Genomic DNA, 20,519 nt, shown 5'->3' with positions numbered 1-20,519 from the left:
CCTTGACCTAGTCAAGGTGGCAACAAGTTATGCCTGACGACCATAGCGACTTGGTACCACTCCTTCCCATCCCGAACAGGACAGTGAAACGAGTCAGCGCCGATGATAGTGCGGATTCCCGTGTGAAAGTAGGTCATCGTCAGGTTATTACAAGCCGAAAAAACCCCGCCTATTTAGGTGGGGTTTTTTTCCGTCTGTACGTTTTAGGCCCATAAAAAAGCATCGCATAGCAACGATGCTTGGTAAGCGTCCGGCGAACCCATCTTGAATGAGCGAGCGCAGTCTCACAAGATCGTGTGCACGCAATAGAACGTGCACACCATGCTCAAAGACCCAGGAATTTCCAGATATACGGCCCGGCGCACCCATAGGACCTACGCGCCCGAGTTCAAGACCGAGTTGGTGGCGGCCTGCCAAACGCCCGGCGCATCTATCGCTGCATTGGCTCGCCAGCATGGCATGAACGCCAACGTACTGCACCGCTGGCTGAAGGAACACGAGCGCAGCGGCTGTCATGCCTCGGCTGCACGCAACGCACCCGGCATTGCGCCCGCGTCACCAGCATTCATTCCACTGGCGTTGCCAGCGCCAATTCCTGTACCCAGGGAGCAAGAGATCAGGGTGGAGCTTCGCAAGGGTTCTGTGTCGATGGTCACTCACCCGGTTTGTGGACGACGGGCAATTACCGGTGGACAACAACTGGATCGAGAACCAGATCCGGCCAATTGCCATTGGGCGCAACAACTGGCTGTTTGCCGGAAGCCTGCGTGCCGGTCAACGCGCGGCTGCGGTGATGAGCCTGATTCAGTCGGCTCGCATGAACGGGCATGATCCGTATGCGTATCTCAAAGATGTGCTGACTCGGCTGCCAAGGCAGCGGGCCAGTCGCATTGAAGAGCTGCTGCCGCACCGCTGGCATCCGGTTTGATGCGGGGACAATGTCCGCGCATGAAACACATTGAAGACCTGATTGCCGATGGTGGCGACATCACGCTGGGTGCTCTCGCCCCCTTTGAATGCGTTGCCAGTGCGGCCGATGGCAGCAACACCTTGGCGATGCTTGTGCGTCGTGATGGTGAAACACTGTCCGCTTTGTTGAAACGCCTAAACAAGGCCATTGCCGCAGCCTACGACAACGGCCTCATCACTGACGAGGTGAACGGCATGCAGGACTGATTGCCTTGGGGCGTCAAGACGGGTTCGCCGGACGCTTACGATGCTTGTCAGAACGAGAGGCCCTCACCTCGCGATGGGAATCCTATGTTCAGGCTATTTTTCAGTACGCAGTTGCCTTCTAAGAATCTTGCCGACGTTGGATTTGGGCAAGTCATCGCGGAACTCGATGTACTTGGGGCGTTTGTACCCGGTGAGGTTTGCGTCACAGTACTTCAGCACGTCGGATTCGGACAAGGCCGGCGAGTTGCGCACGATAAAGACCTTAATCGCCTCACCTTGCTTGGTGTCTGCAACGCCGATCACCGCACACTCCAGAACACCATCGCACAGGGAGATAACGTTCTCCAGTTCCGAGGGGAAGACGTTGAAACCGCTGACCAGAATCATGTCCTTGATGCGGTCCACGATGCGCATGTAGCCACGTTCGTCCATGATGCCCACATCGCCGGTGCGCAAAAAACCATCGGCGGTAAAGGCCTTGGCATTCTCTTCGGGCTGTTGGTAATAGCCGGTCATAACGTTCGGTCCGCGAATGCAGATTTCACCGGAAGAATCTGGTGGCAAAGAATTGCCCGTTTCGTCTTTGATGGCGATGTCAATGCTTGGCAAAGGCAAACCAATCGTTCCCGAGAATGCCTTGGAATTTACGGGATTGTTGGTCCCGATTGCACAGGTTTCGCTCATGCCCCAGCCTTCCACCATGGGGCAGCCGGTAGTGTCCATCCAGTGTTTCGACGTACCTTCGGATGCAGCCATGCCGCCGGCCTGGGTGACGCAGAGGTTGGAAAAGTCCAGGGTTTTGAACTGAGGCTGTTGCAGCAACGCATTGAACAGGGTGTTCACCGCCGGCAGGATATGGAAAGGACGCTTCTTCAAGACCGCAACAAACTTGGAGAAGTCCCGAGGGTTAGGAATCAGCGTCATGTGCGCACCAAACCGTATAGACAGCATGCACAGGCCGAGCGCAAAGATGTGATAAAGGGGCAGGGCCGCAATCAGGTTCAGTTTGCTAGCATCTCCAACACGAGCCAGCGCGGGTTTGAACCAGGCTTCTGACTGCAGAATGGAAGCGACGATGTTGCGGTGGGTCAGTACGGCGCCCTTGGACAGGCCAGTGGTACCGCCCGTGTACTGGAGGAACGCAATGGAATCCATGGTGACCGGCGCGCTGCGCAGACTCATCTTGGTGCCTTCTGCCAAGCACCGGTTGAATGCGGTGACGGTACGGCCAGCGGGCAAGGTGAACTTGTAGGCGGGCACCATCTTGGCTAGGTGCCGGATGGCAAAGGTAATCCAGTTGCCATACCAAAAGCCGAGCAGATCTCCCATGGAGGCCACCACCACATGCTGGATCTGTGTGCGGTCGATCACTTCCTCCAGCGTATGGGCAAAGTTCTCCAGGATGATGATGGTGCTTGCGCCAGAGTCTTTGAGTTGGTGTTCCAGCTCGCGCGCGGTGTACAACGGGTTGACGTTCACACAGGTGTAGCCGGCGCGCAGAATGGCCGCCATGCTGACGGCAAATTGAGGGACGTTGGGCAGCATGAGCGCCACGCGTGCGTCAGGCTCCAGCCCCTTGCTCTGCAACCAGGCACCCATGGTGCGCGACAGCTCATCGAGCTGGCCGTAGCTCATCCATCGGTCCATGCAGACGGAAAACGGATTTTTGGCGTTACGCCGGAAGGACTCTTCCAGCAGATGGGTCAGCGACTTGAAAGGGGAGATGTCAATGGTGTGGGGGACGTCGTCGGGATAGCTCTTCAGCCAGATTTTTTCCATGGGTACTCCTGTTCAAACCATTGTGCCGACGGCGGCACAGGGAGTTCACAGGGCTTTTCCTAGGCATTGGTGCAATTTCGTCTCGCAGGCGACAACCGGCGCGTTGAACAAGGCCTCTATCCAATGGGTTTCGCGCTGCGCGATGGTGTTCAGGAACTCGAGCGCCTGTGCGCCCCTGCCACCCATGCCAGCAAAGGTGTCAAAACCCGCTTCCAGAAACGCTTGCAGCGAAGCCAGTCCTGCCACTTTGGCGGGGCCGCGCATCATGCGCAAGGTCATGCGCAGGCCTGGGGTGCGTGTCAACCGGTCTAGCTGGGCGCCAATGTCCAAGACCGCCTGTAGCTGCGCTTGCCGCACGGGCAGGGATGCCACGGAGCGCCAGGCTTTGAGGTACCGGGGCACGTCTTCGCCGCCCAGCGCACACCAGGCCTGTGCCATCGCCAGGTCCAATGCTTCAGTCTGCGCGTGCAGCTCTGCCAAGGCCACGGCCGTGGATACCACTTGTGTGGGAAAGAAGGTTTGTAACGCGCCAGCAATGCGCGCAAACTGTTGGTCCCGGTCAGAGAAATCGCGTTCGCTGTACAACTCGTGCAGGAAGAAGTGGGTTGGTGCCGCGAAGGCCTTGGTGGTCAGCAAATCCCCATAGGTGCCCGCAAAACGCTGCGCCTGCAGCCGTTTGATGGCCTTCAGGCCTTGTAGCAGTCGGGTATCCCCCGCCGCTTCGCTACGCAGGGCGGCTACACGGTCCAGGGCGTGACGAATGGTGTCGGCGGCGGTCATAAGGTGTTCGATGAGCCCGAGTGTATCGGGCGGGACGGGGGCCTCTCGCCGCGGGTGGGCTAGGGACTTTGCACGATTGGGGTGAAAATACTAGGGGAAACCCTTATATTAGTGCCATGGTTGATACAAAGAGTCTGATCAGAGCTTCGTTGGAGGCTGGCCGCGAGTTTTTGCGCCCGCCTTCGGAATCTGACGACATCGGCACGCCTCGGGCCACCCCCACACTGGTGCCTATCCGATCGCTGGGTGAAAACCACCGTGGCCGCATTGCGCAGCATCTGCTGGCGCTGGACCCACAGGACCGCTACCTGCGCTTCGGCCAGTGGACGCGGGATGAGCAAATCCAGCAATACGTGGACGGGCTGGACTTTGAGCGCGACGAAATCTTTGGCATTTACAACCGCAAGCTGGCGCTGATTGCCGTGGCTCACCTGGCCTATGCCAAGGACCAGCGTTACGACAGCTGCGCCGAGTTTGGTGTTTCCGTGCTGCCCGGCGCGCGCGGGCGCGGCTACGGTGCGCGCCTGTTTGACCGCGCGGCCATGCACGCCAGCAACGACGGTGTGAGCCTGATGTTCATCCACGCGCTGACAGAAAACGCCGCCATGCTCAAGATTGCCCGCAACGCCGGCGCCCGGGTGGAGCGCGATGGCTCGGAATCCGAGGCCTACCTGCGCCTGCCCCCTGCAACGCTGGACTCGCGCATGACGGAGATGATTGAAGAACAGATTGCGCAGACCGATTACCGCCTCAAGTCGCAGGCCAAAAGCTTCTGGAGTTTTCTGGCCGATATCCAGGAAATCCGCCGCAGCGTGATCGACGCCAACCAGCGCAGTTCGCCCTGACATGCAAATCCGCTATCCTTAGCGCTCCGCAACCACGGCAGTTTCTGCCCCACACGAGTGTCCGACCCCCATCCCGCGCGTTTGTCCGATAAAGAGGACAAACGCACCTTCCTACAGAAACTGGCCGAATTCATCCACCCCGGCCCGGACTCCACGGCCGAACTGATCGAGACGCTGGCCGAGGCGGAAGACAACAACATCATTGGTGCCGAGTCCCGGGTGATGCTCGAAGGTGTGATCCGCATGGCGGATATGACGGCTGGCGATGTGATGGTGCCCGCCACCCGCATGGACCTGCTCAACATCCAGGAGCCCCTGGACGCGCTACTGCACATGGTGATCGACACAGCGCACTCGCGCTTCCCGGTGTTTGATGGCGAGCGCGAAAACATCATTGGCATCCTGATGGCCAAGGACCTGCTGAAGCTGCAACGCGCGCCAGAGCTGAACATCCGCGCGCTGCTGCGCCCCGCCGTGTTTGTGCCCGAGTCCAAAGGGTTGAATGACCTGCTGCGTGACTTCCGTGGCAACCGCAACCACCTGGCTATCGTGATTGACGAGTTTGGCCGTGTGGCCGGGCTGATCACGATTGAGGACGTGCTGGAACAAATCGTCGGCGAGATCGAGGATGAGTTTGATATCCCGGAAGACGAGGGTGATATCTTCGCCCTGGCTGACCGCACCTACCGCGTCAGTGGCGACACACCGCTGGAGCGCGTGAACGATGCCTTCTCGGTCACCCTGGCGGGCTCCGACCCCGAGAACCACTTTGACACCATTGGGGGCCTGATCGCCCACGAGATGGGCCACGTGCCCAAGCGCGGCGAGCGCCACACGCTGGGCGGCCTGGACTTTGTCGTGCTGCACACCAAGGGTGGCGCGGTGAAGTGGTTCAAGGTGTCGCCCACGCCCAACCACGCCGAGGCGTGAGTACGCGGTCGGCCATGTTCGCCCGGGCGCAGGTCGCGCCCAAGTCCCCGCTCTTGTTTGCTACGCTTTTCATAGCTGCTTGCGCACAATCGGCGGGGGCTAGCTGGCCATTTGGCATATTTTTCCCTCAAGGCGCCACGCTATGGTGGCTGCAGTTGCTGGCCCAGTCGGTGCTGGTGCTTGCCTTGCTGCGGGCTCCGTCTGCACGCGTCGCCGCAGGGCGCGCCTGGTGGTTTGTCACCGTGTGGCTCAGCACCACGTTCTGGTGGCTGTTCATTGCCCTGCACACCTATGGCGGCCTGCCGGCGCTGCTGGGAGTGATTGCCATCGTGGCGCTGGCGGCCGCGTTGGGGCTCTACTACGCCGTGGCAGCCTGGGTATTCTGGCGCTGGCGCCATGTGCAGCCGGTGGTGGCCGCACTGTGCTTTGCCGCGCTGTGGACCATGGCCGAACTGGCCCGTGGCACCTGGCTCACCGGTTTTGGCTGGGGGGCGGTGGGCTATGCGCACCTGGACGGCCCGCTGGCCTGGTACCTGCCCTGGTTGGGCAGCTATGGCGTGGGGCTACTGGCGGCCTGGGGCGCAGCGTCCATCGCGTTGCTGGTGTCGCGACGTGGGATCGTGAATGCCGCCTTGGCGGCCAGTGTATTTGTATTGCCGCTGCTGGCGCCACCCGCCTGGAACAACTGGACGCAAGCCAGCGGCACGCTGAGCGTGACGCTGCTGCAAGGCAATATCCCGCAGGACGAGAAGTTTGAGACTGGTAGCGGCGTGCCATTGGCACTGCAGTGGTACGCCGAACAGCTGCAGCAGAGCAACACCGCGCTGGTGGTGGCGCCGGAAACTGCGGTGCCCTTGTTGCCACAACAATTGCCCGAGGGCTATTGGTCTGCGCTGGAGCAGCACTTTGTCAACGGCAAGTCCACGGCCATCATCGGGATCCCTTTGGGCAGTTATACCCAGGGCTATACCAATTCGGTGCTGGCCTTGGCGCCGGGCCAGAAAGAGCCCTGGCGCTACGACAAGCACCACCTGGTGCCGTTTGGCGAGTTCATTCCTCCGCTGTTCAAGTGGTTCACCCGCATGATGAACATCCCGCTGGGAGACTTCAACCGCGGGCCGCTGGGCCAACCGTCCCTGCCCGTGGCCGGTGAGCGCGTGGCGCCCAATATTTGCTACGAAGACCTGTACGGCGAGGAACTGGCCAGCCGGTTCGCCGACGCTGCGCTGGCCCCCACGGTGTTTGCCAATGTGAGCAACCTGGGCTGGTTCAACGACTCGATTGCGTTGGACCAGCACCTGAACATCTCGCGCGCTCGGGCACTGGAGTTCCAGCGCCCCTTTGTGCGCGCCACCAACACCGGCACCACGGCCATCCTGGACCACAAGGCGGTGGTGCAACAAGCCCTGCCACGCCTGACCCGCGGCGTACTGGTGGGCGAGGTGCAGGGCCGCACCGGCGTGACCCCGTTTGCCTGGTGGGCGGCCCGCTTCGGGCTGTGGCCTCTGTGGGTGGTGTGCCTGCTGTTGATAGCCGCTGCCTGGCGCTTGGGGCGTCGCACGCGCTGAGGGCCTGCAGCCCCGTAAAATGCGGGGTTTACTCGAACGAACGTTCTTGCACCGGCATCCGCCGCGCACCAGCCAACGCACCATGCTTACTTTTCAGCAAATCATTTTGAAACTGCAGTCCTACTGGGCTGAGCAGGGCTGCGCCCTGTTGCAACCCTATGACATGGAAGTGGGTGCCGGCACTTCGCACACCGCCACCTTTCTGCGCGCCATTGGCCCCGAGCCCTGGAAGGCCGCCTACGTGCAGCCAAGCCGTCGCCCCAAGGATGGCCGCTATGGCGAGAACCCCAACCGCCTGCAGCACTACTACCAGTACCAGGTGGTCCTAAAGCCCGCACCCAGCAACATCCTGGAGCTGTACCTGGGCTCTCTCGAAGCGCTGGGCTTTGACCTGAAGAAAAACGACATTCGCTTTGTGGAAGACGATTGGGAAAACCCCACACTGGGTGCCTGGGGCCTGGGCTGGGAAGTGTGGCTCAACGGCATGGAAGTCACGCAATTCACCTACTTCCAGCAGGTGGGTGGCATCGACTGCAAGCCCGCCACGGGCGAGATCACCTATGGGCTGGAGCGCCTGGCCATGTACCTGCAGGGCGTGGACAACGTCTACAACCTGACCTGGACCGAAGGCCTGAGTTATGGCGACGTCTACAAGCAAAACGAAGTGGAGCAGTCCACCTACAACTTCGAGCACAGCGATGCGGACTTCCTGTTCACGGCGTTCAACGCGCACGAAAAACAGGCCAAGCATTTGATCGAGGCGCAACTGGCGCTGCCCGCCTATGAGCAGGTGCTCAAGGCCGCGCACAGCTTCAACCTGCTGGACGCGCGTGGTGCCATCAGCGTGACGGAGCGTGCCGCCTACATCGGCCGGATTCGCAACCTGGCGCGCAGTGTGGCGCAAAGTTATTACGAGAGCCGTGAGCGCCTGGGCTTTCCCATGGCGCCGCGTGAGTGGGTGGAGCAGATGCCGAAGAAGGCTGCCTGACGCATGAAGTCAATACTGTTGACAAGCGCAACGCTGGCGGGGCTTGCCCTGCTCGGTACTGCCGTGTCTTCGGTCGCACAGCCGCGGGTGCAATCTCCGGTGCAATTCGACGGCAAGCCCAATCGACAGGCGCAGTACGAAGTGGCTCTGGGACACATGCGCACCGGGAAGGCTCAAGCATGCCGGGGCGACCTGGCGTTGTTGCGTTATCCGTATGAGGCGGGTTACCTGCACGCACGGAATGCCGCAGGAATCAATGCAGAAGAAGCGCCGGCGGATGCCCGCCGAAAGGATTTGCTGCAAGCCATCGTCAAGCTCCCTGTGAGGCTGGTTCGGCCCGGTGGCGCTCGTGATGCGGCGCCCGATGAGGCTGGCGCCGCGACAGCCCGGCAGGCGGCGCGGGCATCTTTTACTTCTGCGGTTGCGATCCTCGAAAAGCTGCTCGCTGGCGATCCCGGGCAGGCCGCGTGGCAGCGTGATCTGGCGATGTCGTATTCGCGCCTGGCTGAAGTGTCAGGTGTGTGGGCCACAAGCCGCGATCTGCACCAAAAAGCCGTCGATCTGCAAAAAAGCCTTGTCACGAAAGATCACGCCAACAGTGCGTGGCGGCATGACCTTGCGGACCTGTACCGGGGCCTGGGCTCCGTGCAATTCGGCATGGGTGGAGAAAAACCGGCACGCGCCGCCAAAATCGCCGAACTCGAACTGCGAGAAAAGCTGGCCGAGGAAGCACCCTCCAACGCCACACTGCAGCATGAACTTGCGCTGAACTACGACCGACTGGGCGAGATGTTCCACATCGTCGTCAACGTCGGCCAAGCGCGCGACGCGTACCAGGCTGGCTTTGAAATCCACAAGAAGTTGGTGCAACGCGACCCCGCCAACCTTGTGTGGCAACGCGATCTGGCGCACAACCGCGCCAGCGCTGGTGTGTTTGAACGCAACAAGGGTAAAAGCGACGTTGGCGCCCAGTTGCTGCGGGAGGCCCTGCGGTTGCGCACGGCCATTGTGGAGCGTGACCCCGTCAATATCGACGCCCAGATGGATCTGCGCAGTAGCTACCTGCAGATCGCCGACGATCACCTCAACGCCGGGCGAACCGACGAAGCCGTGGCGGTTTATGGTGACGCACTCCAACACATGCAACGCCTGGCGGTAGCACATGCCGCCGACCCCGGCTGGTTGTATTACCAGCTAGAGTTCCAGTTTCGCCTCGGCGAGGCGATCCAGGACGAAATCCGGCCGCGATTGGGCACCCGCGTTGCGCCACCGCCCGAGCAGGTCGCGCGCGTTACCGCGCAGATCGAGAAAATTGGTGAGTCGATGCTGGTGACCGCGCGTGCGCTGGTCGGCATGAGCGCTACCTCCGAAACCACCCGAATCTACGAAACCGCGCAGGCACCCCGCCTGTGCACAATCTCACTATGACCACCCAAAGCCTGCTTGTTGAACTGTTTGTCGAAGAGCTGCCCCCGAAGGCGCTGAATAAGCTGGGCAATGCCTTTGCCGGCGTGCTGTTCGAGCAACTCAAAGCCCAGGGCCTCACGGCGGCTGATTCGACCCTCACGGCATTTGCCTCTCCGCGCCGGCTGGCCGCGCATGTCACCGCGGTTGCGGCCCAGGCCGCCGACAAAGCTGTTTCGCAAAAACTCATGCCGGTTGTCGTGGGCCTGGATACTTCTGGCAACGCCACACCCGCCTTGCTGAAGAAGCTGCAATCGCTGGGCGCCGACGCGTCTGCCGTTGCAGGTTTGAAACGTGCGCAGGATGGCAAAGCCGAAGCGCTGTTTTACGACAGCAATGTCAAAGGCGCCACGCTGACTGAGGGCCTACAAAAGGCGCTGCTGGACGCGATTGCCAAGCTGCCCATCCCCAAGGTCATGACCTACCAGTTGGAAAGCGGTTGCGAGCTGCCGGGCTGGAGTAGCGTGAGCTTTGTGCGCCCTGCGCACAGCCTGATGGCGTTGCATGGTGCTGATGTGGTGCCCGTGCAAGCTCTGGGCCTCAACGCTGGCAACAGCACACAAGGCCACCGCTTTGAAGCGGCCGTGTCGCCCGTGGTGATTACGGATGCCGACGGCTACGCGGCTATCCTGGCCATGGATGGTGCGGTGATTGCCAGCTTTGCCGATCGCAAGGAGGAAATTCGTCGGCAATTGACTGATCGAGCGCCAGAAGGCTGCTTCCCATTAATTGATCCAAGCGGGGATATTGATGATGCGCTGCTGGACGAAGTAACGGCACTTGTCGAGCGCCCCAACGTACTGGTTTGCGAATTCGAGAAAGAGTTCCTCGGCGTGCCGCAAGAGTGCCTGATCCTGACCATGAAGGCCAACCAGAAATACTTCCCGCTGCTGGACGCAAACAACAAGCTGACCAACAAGTTTTTGGTGGTGAGCAACATCAACCCCGACGACGCCAGCTTGGTGATCGGCGGCAACGAGCGCGTGGTGCGCCCACGCCTGGCCGACGCCAAGTTCTTCTTTGACCAGGATCGCAAGAAGACGCTGGCTTCGCGCGTCGAGGGTTTGGGCAAGGTGGTCTACCACAACAAGCTGGGCACGCAGTTGGACAGAATGGTTCGTGTGAGAGCAATTGCAGATGCGATTGCAAATAAGTTGTCGCCTGCACTCCTCGCAGATGTGCAACGGGTAGCGGAATTGGCGAAGACCGATCTGGTTACAGATATGGTTGGCGAATTTCCTGAATTGCAAGGGATCATGGGCGGCTATTACGCCCTAAATGATGGTTTTTCGGAGACAGTTGCCCATGCTATTGAGGATCACTACAAACCTCGCTTTGCCGGCGATGCTCTTCCTCGCAATGAAGCTGGGGTAGTCGTTGCACTGGCGGATAAGCTGGAAACGTTGGTGGGAATGTTTGGCATTGGCAATTTGCCGACGGGTGACAAAGATCCCTTTGCCTTGCGTCGTCATGCTTTAGGCGTTATTCGCATGTTGGTGGAAAAAGACCTGCAGTTGGAAGTCAAAGATTTGATTGCTGGTGCAGTCCCTGCATTTTTGGGGCTTGTTCCAGATACTGTCGTAGCTGCCTTGTCTGACTTCATCTTCGACCGCCTAGCCGGTTCCCTGCGCGAGCAGGGCTACAGCGCCCAGGAAGTGGATGCCGTGCTGGCCCTGCGCCCCCAGCGCTTGGGTGATGTGGCCAAGCGGCTCGCAGCCGTGCGCGCCTTTGCCGCCTTATCTGAGGCCCCGGCATTGGCAGCAGCCAACAAGCGCGTGGGCAACATCCTCAAGAAGGTCGAAGGCGAAGTTCCAACGGCTATCAATCCCGCACTGCTGGTAGAGCCCGCCGAGAAAGCACTGGCCGATGCTCTTAAAACAGTAGCACCTGCCGCAGATGCCGCGTGGGCTGCAGGCAATTACGCTGCCAATCTGCAAGCCTTGGCTGCCCTCAAAGCACCCGTGGATGCGTTCTTTGATGGCGTGATGGTGAATGCCGAGGACCCCGCACTCAAGGCCAACCGCCTGGGCCTGCTGGCCACTCTGCACGATGCCATGAACCGCGTAGCCGACCTGTCCAAGCTGGCTGCTTAAACCGGGCAATACACCATGAAACTCTGCGTCCTCGACCGCGACGGCACCATCAACATCGACAGTGCGGAGTTCGTTAAATCGCCCCACGAGTGGCGGCCGCTGCCGGGTGCGCTCGAAGCCATTGCCAAGCTCAACCACGCGGGTTGGCATGTGGTGGTGGCCACCAACCAGAGCGGTCTGGGGCGCGGCCTGTTTGATGTGGTGGCGCTCAACGCCATGCACGCCAAGATGCACACCATGCTGGCGGCCGTGGGCGGAAAGATAGACGCCATTTTTTACTGCCCACATGCACCGGACGACAACTGCCATTGCCGCAAGCCTGAGCCCGGTCTGTTCGAGCAGATTGGTGAGCGCTTTGGGGTGGACCTGCGCGGCATGCCTGCCGTGGGCGACTCGGCGCGCGACCTGATCGCCGGAGCCGCCGTGGGCTGCGTGCCGCACCTGGTGCTGACCGGCAAGGCCGCCGCCTACAAGGGGCGTGAGCTGCCGGACAGTTTTCCCGCGGGCACCATCGTGCACGACGATCTGGCCGCCTTTGCCGACCACCTGGTGGCGCAGGCATGAGTGGCATGCCCCCCATCTCCGGCGTGCCCGCGCAGAAACGCCCCAATTGGTTCATGGCCGTGCTGCGCTCTTGCCTGCACATGCTGTGGATGCTGGTCACGGTGATGCCCTGGGCGATCATTATGTTGCTGGCGTCCATCCGCGTGCGCGGCAAGCCACTGTGGTGGATGGCCGTGCGCTGGCTGGGCTGGGCCATTGGCGGCGCGCGCGTGCTGTTGGGCATCCGAACCCACGTGATCGGCTGGGAAAACCTGCCCACGGGCGACACGGCACCGGCCATCCTGCTGGTCAAGCACCAGTCCACATTCGAGACCTTTTTGATGCCAACGCTGATGCCGCACCCGCTGGCGTATGTGTTCAAGAAAGAGCTGCTCTACGTGCCCTTCTTCGGTTGGGCCATGGGCCGGCTGGACATGGTCCACATCGACCGCAGCCAGCGCAACGAATCGTTTGCGAAGGTGGTGGAGCAGGGCAAGCGCCTGCTGGCGCAAGGCATCTGGGTCATCATGTTTCCCGAAGGCACGCGCATCCCACGCGGCCAGACCGGTACCTACAAGCTGGGTGGCACCCGCCTGGCCGTGGCCACCGGTGCGCCGGTGATTCCGGTGGCGGTGACGTCGGCCAAGTGCTGGCCACGCAAGGCCTTTATCAAGACGCCTGGTGTGGTGGAGGTGTCGATTGGCAAACCCATCCCCAGCGAAGGGCGCGAGCCCAAAGAGCTGATGGAAGAGGTGCAGGCCTGGATCGAAGGGGAGATGCGCCGCCTGGATCCTGAGGCCTACGCGCCCCAGCGTTAACACCTGTGCGGCCCACCCAGCGCCATGCACCCATTGCTACGCTACACCCTCGATCTCTTTGAGCCTTTGGGGGCTGTAGCCCCCGTCGCTATTGCGCCAGCAGCTCCTAAAAAAGTAGCAAATCCACTGCCCAACCAGCCCTTTGTAGCCGGGCAGCCGCTGGACAACGCCATTGCTCCGGTCAACTACGCCCACCCCAAGGCCACCCGCGAAGTGCGGCTGGACGGCGCTGTGGTGGCCTACGCCTTTGCGCGCGGCAAGCGCCGCACCATCGGCTTCGTGGTGGGGCCTGACGGCCTGAGCGTGCGCGCGCCGCGCTGGACGCCTCTCTACGAAGTGGACGCCGCGCTGCAGGAAAAAGCCGGCTGGATTCTGCGCAAGCTGGACGAAACCCGCGAACGCCAAACCCGCCAGGAGCATGCCCAGGTGGTGTGGCAAGAGGGCGCGGTCATTCCCTACCTCGGCAACTCCATCCGCATCGCACTGGACGGTGGCCACGGTTTTGCCGCCAAGGGTGCGCAACTGGACGAGGTGGCGCAGGACGACGGCGTTACCACCCTGCGCATTGCCCTGCCGCACACCGCCACAGAAGCGCAAATCCGCGATGCCGTGCAGGCCTGGTTGATGCGCCAGGCCAAGGCCAATTTTGTGGCGCGCCTGGACCACTATGCGCCGCAGCTGCAGGTGCGCTGGGCCAAGATGAGCCTAAGCAACGCCGGTACCCGCTGGGGCAGTGCCAAGTCCGACGGATCCATCCGCCTGAACTGGCGCCTCATCCACTTCCGCCAGGCCGTGATCGACTACGTGGTGGCCCACGAGCTGAGCCACCTGCGCGTGATGGACCACAGCCCCCGCTTTTGGGACACCGTGCGCTCGGTGATGCCCGACTACGCCGAGCTGCGCGGTAGCCTCAAGGACCCGGCGATTCCGAAGTGGTGATGCCCGCGCGCCACACCGCGTGCGTTAGTGCCGAAAGCTGTCGATTCGTCTGCTAAATTCACGGGCGCTTCTATTCACAAAATACAGGGAGGAAAAATGAAGTACTGGATACGTGCGGCCGCGGTTTTGTTGGCTTTAGGTGCCCATATGGCCGGGGCTGAAGAGTTGTTTCCCAATGGCAACCCGAGCAAAATTGCCCAATATTCTGAGGTGCCCACAGGCACTACCGTGGGTGGCTATCCGCTTTATACCGGTGGGCGCACCTGGTATGTGATGGAGAACAAGGCGGACAACAACAACATGGATGTGCGGATTCTGCGCACCACGCTCAGCAGTCCGCTGGATGGTGATTTCTTTGCAGAGATGTATGTCACGACGTCCATGGGCGCTGCCAGTACCGATGGGTATTTCGCGGCAGATTTGTGCAGCCCGAGCACCAGTCATTTATTCATGCTGAACAAGGCGTCTGGCCGGATCGACAACTGCTTGACCATCAATCCCCACGTTGTGAAGATGCAGTCAGGCGAAGTCGTGCTGCTTGTCGTCAAGGTCCGCAATTCCCAGTCCAGTTGGCGCTTGTACGACCTCACCATGGCGCTGAACCCTGTCAAACTCGGCTTCCCCGCCACCACGGCGGCGGACTGGAGTCTCAATGCAATTGCGGCAGATCCCAAGAAGAAACAATCTTTCGACAAGATCGTGGCCTGGGCCAAGCAACTGCAAGATGGCGTGAACAAGGCCATCGCGTTCTCCAAGCCGCAGGATGCGTTTGACGGCGTTCCCTCGATCCAGACGCTGTTGGCGGCAGATTGAGACACGGGTCACACACAGTCGCTGTCAGCGCACCGTGCTCGCATCCTGTCCAAACAGAATCTTCTTCGCCGCTTCGTCCATTCCAGGGTTGCGGATGCCCTCTGCAATCGCGTAGGCCTTGACCGTCGCAGGGCGCGCTGCCACGCGGGCAAACCAGGCGGCCAGGTGGGGGAAGTCTTCCAGCTTCTGGCCCTGGCGCTCGTAGGGCACGATCCAGGGGTAGCTGGCCATGTCGGCAATGCTGTACTCGCCCGCGATGTACTTGCGGCCATCGCTCAGGTGCTTGTTCAGCACACCGTACAGGCGCGCGGTCTCCTTGGTGTAGCGCTCCATCGCATAAGGCAATTTTTCGGGCGCGTACTGGTTGAAGTGGTGGTTTTGCCCGGCCATGGGACCCAGGCCGCCCATTTGCCAGAACAGCCACTGCAGCGCCACATTGCGCCCGCGCAAGTCTTGCGGCACAAAGCGGCCGACCTTGTCGGCCAGGTACAGCAGGATGGCGCCAGACTCAAACAACGAAATCGGCGTGCCGCCGTCGGTGGGTGACTGGTCCACGATGGCGGGAATGCGGTTGTTGGGCGCAATGGCCAGAAAGTCGGGCTGGAACTGCTCGCCGCGGCCGATGTTGATGGTGTGCAGCTGGTAGGGCAGGCCGGCCTCTTCCAGAAACATCGTGATCTTGTGGCCGTTGGGCGTGGTCCAGTAGTACAGGTCAATCATGCAAAGCGCTCCCGTTAAAGAGCGCAAACCTTAGCTGATTTGCTTTGGGCTTGCAGCGGCCCGCCCAATCCACAGCACGGCCCCGCCGATCAGTCCCATCCCCAGCACCAGCACGGCAATCACGCCGCGCGCGTCCGCACCCTGGGCGCCCAGGCCCACGGCCAGGCCGGCCAGGGGCTGGGTCAGGTTGTTGAGCAGCACGACCACGCCGCTGGTTTTGCCAAAGTCTTGCGGTGGAATGATGCGCTGGCGGCCGGCGCGGATATAGACGCTGAACATCTTGTCAAACCCGATAACCAGCAAAAAACCCAGCGCGTACACCGCGGGGTGCACGGCCCAGGCCGTCATGAGCCCACCCGCCAGCAGCAGGGTGTAGGACCACACGCCTAGCGTGTGGCCGCGCCAGTGCACGCGGGCCACCCAGGCCAGCACCAACACCGTGACTACCGCGCCTGCAGTTTGCAGCTGCGCATACACCGCATCGCTCTGGGCTAGCAGGCCAGTCACCATCGCCGCAGCGGTGGCCTGCGTCACGCCCACCACCAGGTTTACACCGGCCGCCAGAGCAATCAGCGGTTTGAGGCCGGGCAGTTGGGTGATGTGGCGCAGTGCGGTGCGCAGCGGAACCCACCAGCTTTCCCCCTGCGCACTGCGGCCCTGAGGCAGGGCACCGGTGTGCTGGCGCTGCCACCAGGCCAGCCCGGCATCGGCCAGTAGAAACAACAGGGCGCTGCAGCCCAGCACGCCTTGCCAGGGCCACAGCGCCAAGGCTGCGGCAGCCACCGCGGGACCAGCCACCATGCCGAGTTGGTCGGATATCTGGGCATGGGCCAAGACCCTCTCAAACCGCTCGCCGGGAAAGATGTGGGGCAGCAGCACTTCACGCGCCATTACGCCCTGGGTTGTGAACACGCCGCAGGCGGCCGACACCAGCACCAGCGCTACCAGCGCGGCCTGCCCGTTCATAGCAAAGCCTGCTGCCAGCCCGGCCGCACAGCTCAGCGCCCGCAGGCCCTGGCTTTGGCGCAGCAGGCGCATGGGCGGGTGCTGGTCGCTCAGCACGCCGCAGACGGKGAAGGCGACAAAACGCGCGAGCGTTTCCACAAAAAACGCAATCCCGGTCCACGACGCACTGCCGGTCTGCTGGTACACCACCAGCGGCACCAGGAACAGCAAGACCTGATCGGCCAGGCGCGAGAGCAGCAGGGAGCCGTAGAAAAGAAGGTGGTGGGTGCGCAGCATGGGCCCACTGTAGCGGCGATCTATGCGCCCTCGGGCGCTACGGCAGGGTGTCCTGCAGCGTTCCGGTTTTGTAACTGACCGGCGGTGTGCGGCTAGCCCGGGGTGGCCGCAAAGCGCAGCACGCCGTCGGCGCGCCGCGTGCGCTGCAGCTGCCCCGCATGCCAGAGCGCGTGCAGGTGGGCCACGGACTCACCCAGTGCGAAGGTGGTTTGGTGAAAGTCCATGGCGCGGGTGAACAGCACGGGAATGATGTCGGCCGCGCTGCAAGGCTGCTGGCGGCATGCCTCCAGCACCTTGTCCAGGTGGGCGCGGTGGTGGTCGTGCAGCTGCTGGATGCGTTCGTGCAGGCCCGTGAAGGGCTTGCCGTGCGCTGGCAGCACCAATGTGGATTCGGGCAGGGGACGGAATTTGTCGATGGAGTCCAGAAACAGGGCCAGCGCATTGGCCTCGGGTTCTGACTCGTAGACGCTGACATTGGTGGAGATACGTGGCAGCATCATGTCGCCGCCAATCAGCACGTTCAGGCCTTCGCAGTACAGCGCCATGTGTTCGGGTGCATGGCCGTAGCCGCTGATGCAGCGCCAGGTGTGGGCTCCTATGCGCAGCGTCTGGCCGTCCAGCAGGCGGTGGTAGTCGTCGGGCACCGAGGGCACCAGGGTGGTGAAGTAGTCGCGCCGGTTCAGTAGCTTGCTCTGGGTTTCGGTATCGTGGAGGCCATGCTGGGCGAAGAAGGCGGCCGTGCGTGCACCGCCAAAGCTGGTCGGCGCCAGGCAGGCCAGGCGCGCCACCTGGTAGTCCAGCCCGCTGATCCACAGCGATACGTTCCAGCGCTCGCACAGCCAGTGCGCCAGGCCAATGTGGTCGGGGTGCATGTGGGTGACGATGACGCGCAGGATGGGCAGGCCTTCCAGCTCGTGGGCGAAGATCTCTTCCCATTGCGCCTTGGCTTCGTCTCGGTGGATGCAGGCGTCCACCACGCTCCAGCCCGCCACGCCGCCGATCTCGTCCCGCAACAGCCAGAGGTTGATGTGGTTTAGCGCAAACGGCAGCGCCATGCGGATCCACTTCACGCCGGGTGCCACCTCGATGCAACGCCCGCTCTCGGGCAGGGCGTCGCCCAGGGGGTAGTGCAGGCGCTGTTCCAGGTCGTTCATAGGCCCCAATCGTTTTGCTTCATAATTGACGTTTACGTAAACGTCAACCTTGGCGGCATTGTAGACAGGCGCAGCCTGCCGCCTTGTCGCCATTTTTACCGCACCATGAGCACCACCTACAGCATCAGCGATCTGGCCCGCGAGTTTGACCTGACCACCCGTGCCATCCGGTTTTATGAGGATTTGGGCTTGCTGCAGCCCGAGCGCACCGGCCCGGGTGGGCGCAACCGCGTGTACAGCGGGCGCGACCGTACCCGGCTCAAGCTGACCCTGCGCGCCAAGCGCCTGGGCCTCTCCCTGACCGAGGCGCGCGACATCATCGAGATGTACGACAGCCCGCGTGACACGGGTGCCCAGCTTAAGAAGTTCTTGGACGTGCTGGCCGTGCACCGCAAGCAGGTGGAGGAGCAAATGGCCGAGCTGCAGTCCAACCTGGACGAGATCAAGGTGCACCAGCGCGAGGCCCGTGCCCTGCTGGCCGCCAGCGAAGCTCGGCTCGGCAAGCCTGCAGTCAAGACAGTCGCCAAGGCCGCCACCAAGAAAACCGCCTGAGCGGCAACCCCCATACCAAAACGAGGAGACACCCCATGAACGCCCTACCCGGACTCAACTTTCAACTCGGCGAAGACATTGACGCTCTGCGCGACGCCGTGCGCGAATTCGCCCAAGCCGAGATCGCCCCTCGCGCGGCAGAGATCGACCGCGACGACCAATTCCCCATGGACCTGTGGCGCAAGATGGGCGACCTGGGCGTGCTCGGCATCACCGTGGGCGAGGAATACGGCGGCGCCAACATGGGCTACCTGGCGCACATGATTGCGATGGAAGAAATCTCGCGCGCCTCGGCCAGTGTCGGCCTGTCCTATGGCGCCCACAGCAACCTGTGCGTCAACCAGATCAAGCGCAATGGCACCGACGCGCAGCGCGCCAAATACCTGCCCAAGCTGATCAGCGGCGAGCATGTGGGCGCACTGGCGATGAGCGAGCCGGGGGCTGGCTCTGACGTGCTAAGCATGAAGCTCAAGGCCGAAGACAAGGGCGGCTACTACCTGCTCAACGGCAACAAGATGTGGATCACCAATGGCCCTGACGCCGACACCCTGGTGGTCTACGCCAAGAGCGAACCTGAGCTGGGCGCACGCGGCGTCACGGCCTTCCTGATCGAGAAGGGCATGCCCGGTTTCAGCATCGCGCAAAAGCTCGACAAGCTGGGCATGCGCGGCAGCCACACCGGCGAGCTGGTGTTCAACAACGTGGAAGTGCCCTTGGCCAATGTGCTGGGCCAAGTGAATGGCGGCGCCAAGGTGCTGATGAGCGGCCTGGACTACGAACGCGCCGTGTTGACCGGCGGCCCGCTGGGCATCATGCAGTCCGTCATGGACAACGTCATCCCCTACATCCACGACCGCAAGCAGTTTGGCCAGAGCATTGGCGAATTCCAGCTCATCCAGGGCAAGGTGGCGGACATGTACACCGTGCTGCAGGCCGGCCGGTCGTTCGCCTACACCGTGGCCAAGAACCTCGATCTGCTGGGTGTAGAGCATGTGCGCCAGGTGCGCAAGGACTGCGCCTCGGTCATCCTGTGGACGGCCGAGAAGGCCACCTGGATGGCGGGCGAGGGCGTGCAGATCTTTGGCGGCAACGGCTATATCAACGAATACCCCCTGGGCCGCCTGTGGCGCGACGCCAAGCTCTATGAAATCGGGGCCGGTACCTCGGAGATTCGCCGCATGCTGATTGGCCGGGAGCTGTTCGCGGAGACAATGTGACTTTGGGTTCTTGATCTGTGAGGGAGTTTCTTGCGCCGAGTCATTGGGTTTTTTTCTACCGCCGCAATTCTTTTGTTTTTGTTCGCCTGTTCACAAGCTAAGGAAAGTTCTGCTCGCGGTGGTCAGAAAACCCCCGTGCCTGCTCAGTCGGCACTGCATTCTTTTAAATGCCATGCGCCCGATTTAACCCAAGGAGTGGTGAAAGTAATCCAGTTCGACGGTGAGCGTCAGTCGGAGGAAAAGCGGCCATATGTGGGCAACTTTTTTGCGAGTGCTGTTACTTTCAACATGAGAAATGGGACGGCGCAGAAGATCCAGCTGAATGACCCTATCAATTTCGTATCCGAGAAGCTAGGGCGTCACGATGGATGCAAACAATTTTCCTGGCATAAGGCGGGGCCGATTGTTTTCGTAACGTTCTGGGGAACCGGAGGCAATCCGTATCCACCGCAACAGGTGTTATTTTTGGATGAGGCGTCACAAACGTTGATGCCAATAGAAAAGCTGCATCCCTTGGTAGGAAGGGATTTTGTCGAATTTGAGAAAGACGGCTGTCTGGCGGAACTGCGGCATGGTGATGGCCTCGTCATGAGGACCTGCTTCAAAGACTCGACCCTTGTGCTGAAAAATGTGCTTTTGGAAGAGAGCTATCAAACCAATGCCTGGCACAGCTTTCTCTGTGATTTTTCAGACGACCGGGTGGATGTTGCTGAATATCGGGTTAAATCCGGTGCGCTCGACGACACTGCGGAGCTGGATGGGCCGGGTAGTCGACAGAAAATGTTGAGCGCATGTGGCCAGTTCTTGAAGAAATTCAATGAGCAGGTCGTACCTCGCGAGAGGAAGCACAGCGCCAATTGATTCACTTGGACACCATTATTGCGGGCTGTCCGATGTT

At 61.4% G+C, this 20,519-nt stretch carries 19 protein-coding genes, 1 rRNA gene and 2 pseudogenes; 17 read left to right on the top strand and 5 right to left on the bottom strand.

Annotated features, from left to right (window positions below; all coding sequences use genetic code 11):
• The first annotated feature begins 32 nt into the window (after positions 1-32).
• The 4 genes and pseudogenes from rrf to AC1DZ5_RS02690 all read left to right on the top strand — a co-directional run bounded on the left by rrf (position 33) and on the right by AC1DZ5_RS02690 (position 1,176).
• Positions 33-145 (top strand): 5S ribosomal RNA (gene rrf / locus AC1DZ5_RS02705).
• Positions 146-321: 176 nt separating this feature from the next.
• A pseudogene (locus AC1DZ5_RS02700) lies at positions 322-579 on the top strand (transposase); the annotation flags it as partial.
• A gap of 61 nt (positions 580-640) precedes the next feature.
• Positions 641-928, top strand: a pseudogene (locus AC1DZ5_RS02695) (transposase domain-containing protein); the annotation flags it as partial.
• Between the two features lie 20 nt (positions 929-948).
• The gene (locus tag AC1DZ5_RS02690) at positions 949-1,176 is read left to right on the top strand and encodes a hypothetical protein (RefSeq protein WP_477885760.1); all 228 of its coding nucleotides are present in this window, start codon (positions 949-951) and stop codon (positions 1,174-1,176) included.
• Between the two features lie 93 nt (positions 1,177-1,269).
• On the opposite strand, the gene AC1DZ5_RS02685 is transcribed toward AC1DZ5_RS02690, so the two are convergent.
• Together AC1DZ5_RS02685 and AC1DZ5_RS02680 are read right to left on the bottom strand one after the other, a co-directional pair.
• Complete coding sequence (locus AC1DZ5_RS02685; protein ID WP_477885758.1) at positions 1,270-2,955, bottom strand: AMP-binding protein; 1,686 nt, start codon at positions 2,953-2,955, stop codon at positions 1,270-1,272.
• A gap of 45 nt (positions 2,956-3,000) precedes the next feature.
• Positions 3,001-3,735, bottom strand: coding sequence for an FFLEELY motif protein (locus tag AC1DZ5_RS02680; RefSeq protein WP_477885756.1), 735 nt, complete (start codon positions 3,733-3,735; stop codon positions 3,001-3,003).
• Between the two features lie 116 nt (positions 3,736-3,851).
• Here AC1DZ5_RS02680 and AC1DZ5_RS02675 point away from each other — a divergent pair, with 116 nt between their 5' ends.
• The 10 genes from AC1DZ5_RS02675 (at position 3,852) to AC1DZ5_RS02630 (ending at position 14,736) form a co-directional block, all read left to right on the top strand.
• The gene (locus tag AC1DZ5_RS02675; protein WP_477885754.1) at positions 3,852-4,580 is read left to right on the top strand and encodes an N-acetyltransferase family protein; all 729 of its coding nucleotides are present in this window, start codon (positions 3,852-3,854) and stop codon (positions 4,578-4,580) included.
• Between the two features lie 57 nt (positions 4,581-4,637).
• The gene (locus AC1DZ5_RS02670; RefSeq protein WP_477885752.1) at positions 4,638-5,510 is read left to right on the top strand and encodes an HlyC/CorC family transporter; all 873 of its coding nucleotides are present in this window, start codon (positions 4,638-4,640) and stop codon (positions 5,508-5,510) included.
• 14 nt (positions 5,511-5,524) lie between these two features.
• On the top strand, positions 5,525-7,078 hold the full coding sequence (gene lnt / locus AC1DZ5_RS02665) for an apolipoprotein N-acyltransferase (protein ID WP_477885750.1): 1,554 nt from the start codon (positions 5,525-5,527) through the stop codon (positions 7,076-7,078).
• Positions 7,079-7,160: 82 nt separating this feature from the next.
• Entirely contained in the window at positions 7,161-8,066 is a 906-nt protein-coding gene (glyQ, locus tag AC1DZ5_RS02660) for a glycine--tRNA ligase subunit alpha (protein WP_477885748.1), read from the top strand.
• A 3-nt stretch (positions 8,067-8,069) separates the two neighbouring features.
• A complete protein-coding gene (locus AC1DZ5_RS02655) occupies positions 8,070-9,494 on the top strand; it encodes a tetratricopeptide repeat protein (RefSeq protein ID WP_477885746.1) in 1,425 nt (474 codons plus the stop codon).
• Entirely contained in the window at positions 9,491-11,623 is a 2,133-nt protein-coding gene (gene glyS, locus AC1DZ5_RS02650; protein ID WP_477885744.1) for a glycine--tRNA ligase subunit beta, read from the top strand. The genes AC1DZ5_RS02655 and glyS overlap by 4 nt, the downstream gene beginning before the upstream one ends.
• 15 nt (positions 11,624-11,638) lie before the next feature.
• A complete protein-coding gene (gmhB, locus tag AC1DZ5_RS02645) occupies positions 11,639-12,187 on the top strand; it encodes a D-glycero-beta-D-manno-heptose 1,7-bisphosphate 7-phosphatase (RefSeq protein WP_477885742.1) in 549 nt (182 codons plus the stop codon).
• Positions 12,188-12,240: 53 nt separating this feature from the next.
• A complete protein-coding gene (locus tag AC1DZ5_RS02640) occupies positions 12,241-12,984 on the top strand; it encodes a lysophospholipid acyltransferase family protein (protein WP_477885796.1) in 744 nt (247 codons plus the stop codon).
• Positions 12,985-13,008: 24 nt separating this feature from the next.
• The gene (locus tag AC1DZ5_RS02635; RefSeq protein WP_477885740.1) at positions 13,009-13,923 is read left to right on the top strand and encodes a M48 family metallopeptidase; all 915 of its coding nucleotides are present in this window, start codon (positions 13,009-13,011) and stop codon (positions 13,921-13,923) included.
• A 27-nt stretch (positions 13,924-13,950) separates the two neighbouring features.
• Positions 13,951-14,736 carry a hypothetical protein gene (locus AC1DZ5_RS02630; RefSeq protein WP_477885738.1) on the top strand — a complete coding sequence of 262 codons (786 nt, stop codon included), beginning with the start codon at positions 13,951-13,953 and terminating at the stop codon, positions 14,734-14,736.
• 24 nt (positions 14,737-14,760) lie between these two features.
• On the opposite strand, the gene AC1DZ5_RS02625 is transcribed toward AC1DZ5_RS02630, so the two are convergent.
• The 3 genes from AC1DZ5_RS02625 to AC1DZ5_RS02615 form a co-directional block, all read right to left on the bottom strand.
• On the bottom strand, positions 14,761-15,456 hold the full coding sequence (locus AC1DZ5_RS02625) for a glutathione binding-like protein (RefSeq protein WP_477885736.1): 696 nt from the start codon (positions 15,454-15,456) through the stop codon (positions 14,761-14,763).
• A gap of 30 nt (positions 15,457-15,486) precedes the next feature.
• On the bottom strand, positions 15,487-16,695 hold the full coding sequence (locus AC1DZ5_RS02620; RefSeq protein WP_477885794.1) for an MFS transporter: 1,209 nt from the start codon (positions 16,693-16,695) through the stop codon (positions 15,487-15,489).
• A 95-nt stretch (positions 16,696-16,790) separates the two neighbouring features.
• Positions 16,791-17,852 (bottom strand): MBL fold metallo-hydrolase, encoded by a 1,062-nt coding sequence (locus AC1DZ5_RS02615; RefSeq protein ID WP_477885734.1) that lies wholly within the window; start codon positions 17,850-17,852, stop codon positions 16,791-16,793.
• A 105-nt stretch (positions 17,853-17,957) separates the two neighbouring features.
• On the opposite strand from AC1DZ5_RS02615, the gene AC1DZ5_RS02610 reads away from it, so the two are divergent.
• The 3 genes from AC1DZ5_RS02610 to AC1DZ5_RS02600 are packed head-to-tail and all read left to right on the top strand — an operon-like array spanning position 17,958 to position 20,482.
• Positions 17,958-18,404, top strand: coding sequence for a MerR family transcriptional regulator (locus AC1DZ5_RS02610; RefSeq protein ID WP_477885732.1), 447 nt, complete (start codon positions 17,958-17,960; stop codon positions 18,402-18,404).
• 35 nt (positions 18,405-18,439) lie between these two features.
• The gene (locus AC1DZ5_RS02605; RefSeq protein WP_477885730.1) at positions 18,440-19,621 is read left to right on the top strand and encodes an isovaleryl-CoA dehydrogenase; all 1,182 of its coding nucleotides are present in this window, start codon (positions 18,440-18,442) and stop codon (positions 19,619-19,621) included.
• A 30-nt stretch (positions 19,622-19,651) separates the two neighbouring features.
• Entirely contained in the window at positions 19,652-20,482 is an 831-nt protein-coding gene (locus tag AC1DZ5_RS02600; protein ID WP_477885728.1) for a hypothetical protein, read from the top strand.
• Positions 20,483-20,519: the final 37 nt, after the last annotated feature.

This window comes from Rhodoferax sp. P1_F3, from assembly GCF_056405715.1.
This window is presented reverse-complemented; position numbering and strand designations above follow the sequence as displayed.

Coding starts and splice junctions, on each gene's coding strand:
- AC1DZ5_RS02680 (WP_477885756.1), bottom strand. CDS start 3,735: ATGACCGCCGCCGACACCATTCGTCACGCCCTGGACCGTGTAGCCGCC.
- lnt (WP_477885750.1), top strand. CDS start 5,525: ATGTTCGCCCGGGCGCAGGTCGCGCCCAAGTCCCCGCTCTTGTTTGCT.
- AC1DZ5_RS02685 (WP_477885758.1), bottom strand. CDS start 2,955: ATGGAAAAAATCTGGCTGAAGAGCTATCCCGACGACGTCCCCCACACC.
- gmhB (WP_477885742.1), top strand. CDS start 11,639: ATGAAACTCTGCGTCCTCGACCGCGACGGCACCATCAACATCGACAGT.
- AC1DZ5_RS02625 (WP_477885736.1), bottom strand. CDS start 15,456: ATGATTGACCTGTACTACTGGACCACGCCCAACGGCCACAAGATCACG.
- AC1DZ5_RS02690 (WP_477885760.1), top strand. CDS start 949: ATGAAACACATTGAAGACCTGATTGCCGATGGTGGCGACATCACGCTG.
- AC1DZ5_RS02635 (WP_477885740.1), top strand. CDS start 13,009: ATGCACCCATTGCTACGCTACACCCTCGATCTCTTTGAGCCTTTGGGG.
- glyQ (WP_477885748.1), top strand. CDS start 7,161: ATGCTTACTTTTCAGCAAATCATTTTGAAACTGCAGTCCTACTGGGCT.
- AC1DZ5_RS02675 (WP_477885754.1), top strand. CDS start 3,852: ATGGTTGATACAAAGAGTCTGATCAGAGCTTCGTTGGAGGCTGGCCGC.
- AC1DZ5_RS02655 (WP_477885746.1), top strand. CDS start 8,070: ATGAAGTCAATACTGTTGACAAGCGCAACGCTGGCGGGGCTTGCCCTG.
- AC1DZ5_RS02615 (WP_477885734.1), bottom strand. CDS start 17,852: ATGAACGACCTGGAACAGCGCCTGCACTACCCCCTGGGCGACGCCCTG.
- AC1DZ5_RS02640 (WP_477885796.1), top strand. CDS start 12,241: ATGGCCGTGCTGCGCTCTTGCCTGCACATGCTGTGGATGCTGGTCACG.
- AC1DZ5_RS02610 (WP_477885732.1), top strand. CDS start 17,958: ATGAGCACCACCTACAGCATCAGCGATCTGGCCCGCGAGTTTGACCTG.
- glyS (WP_477885744.1), top strand. CDS start 9,491: ATGACCACCCAAAGCCTGCTTGTTGAACTGTTTGTCGAAGAGCTGCCC.
- AC1DZ5_RS02605 (WP_477885730.1), top strand. CDS start 18,440: ATGAACGCCCTACCCGGACTCAACTTTCAACTCGGCGAAGACATTGAC.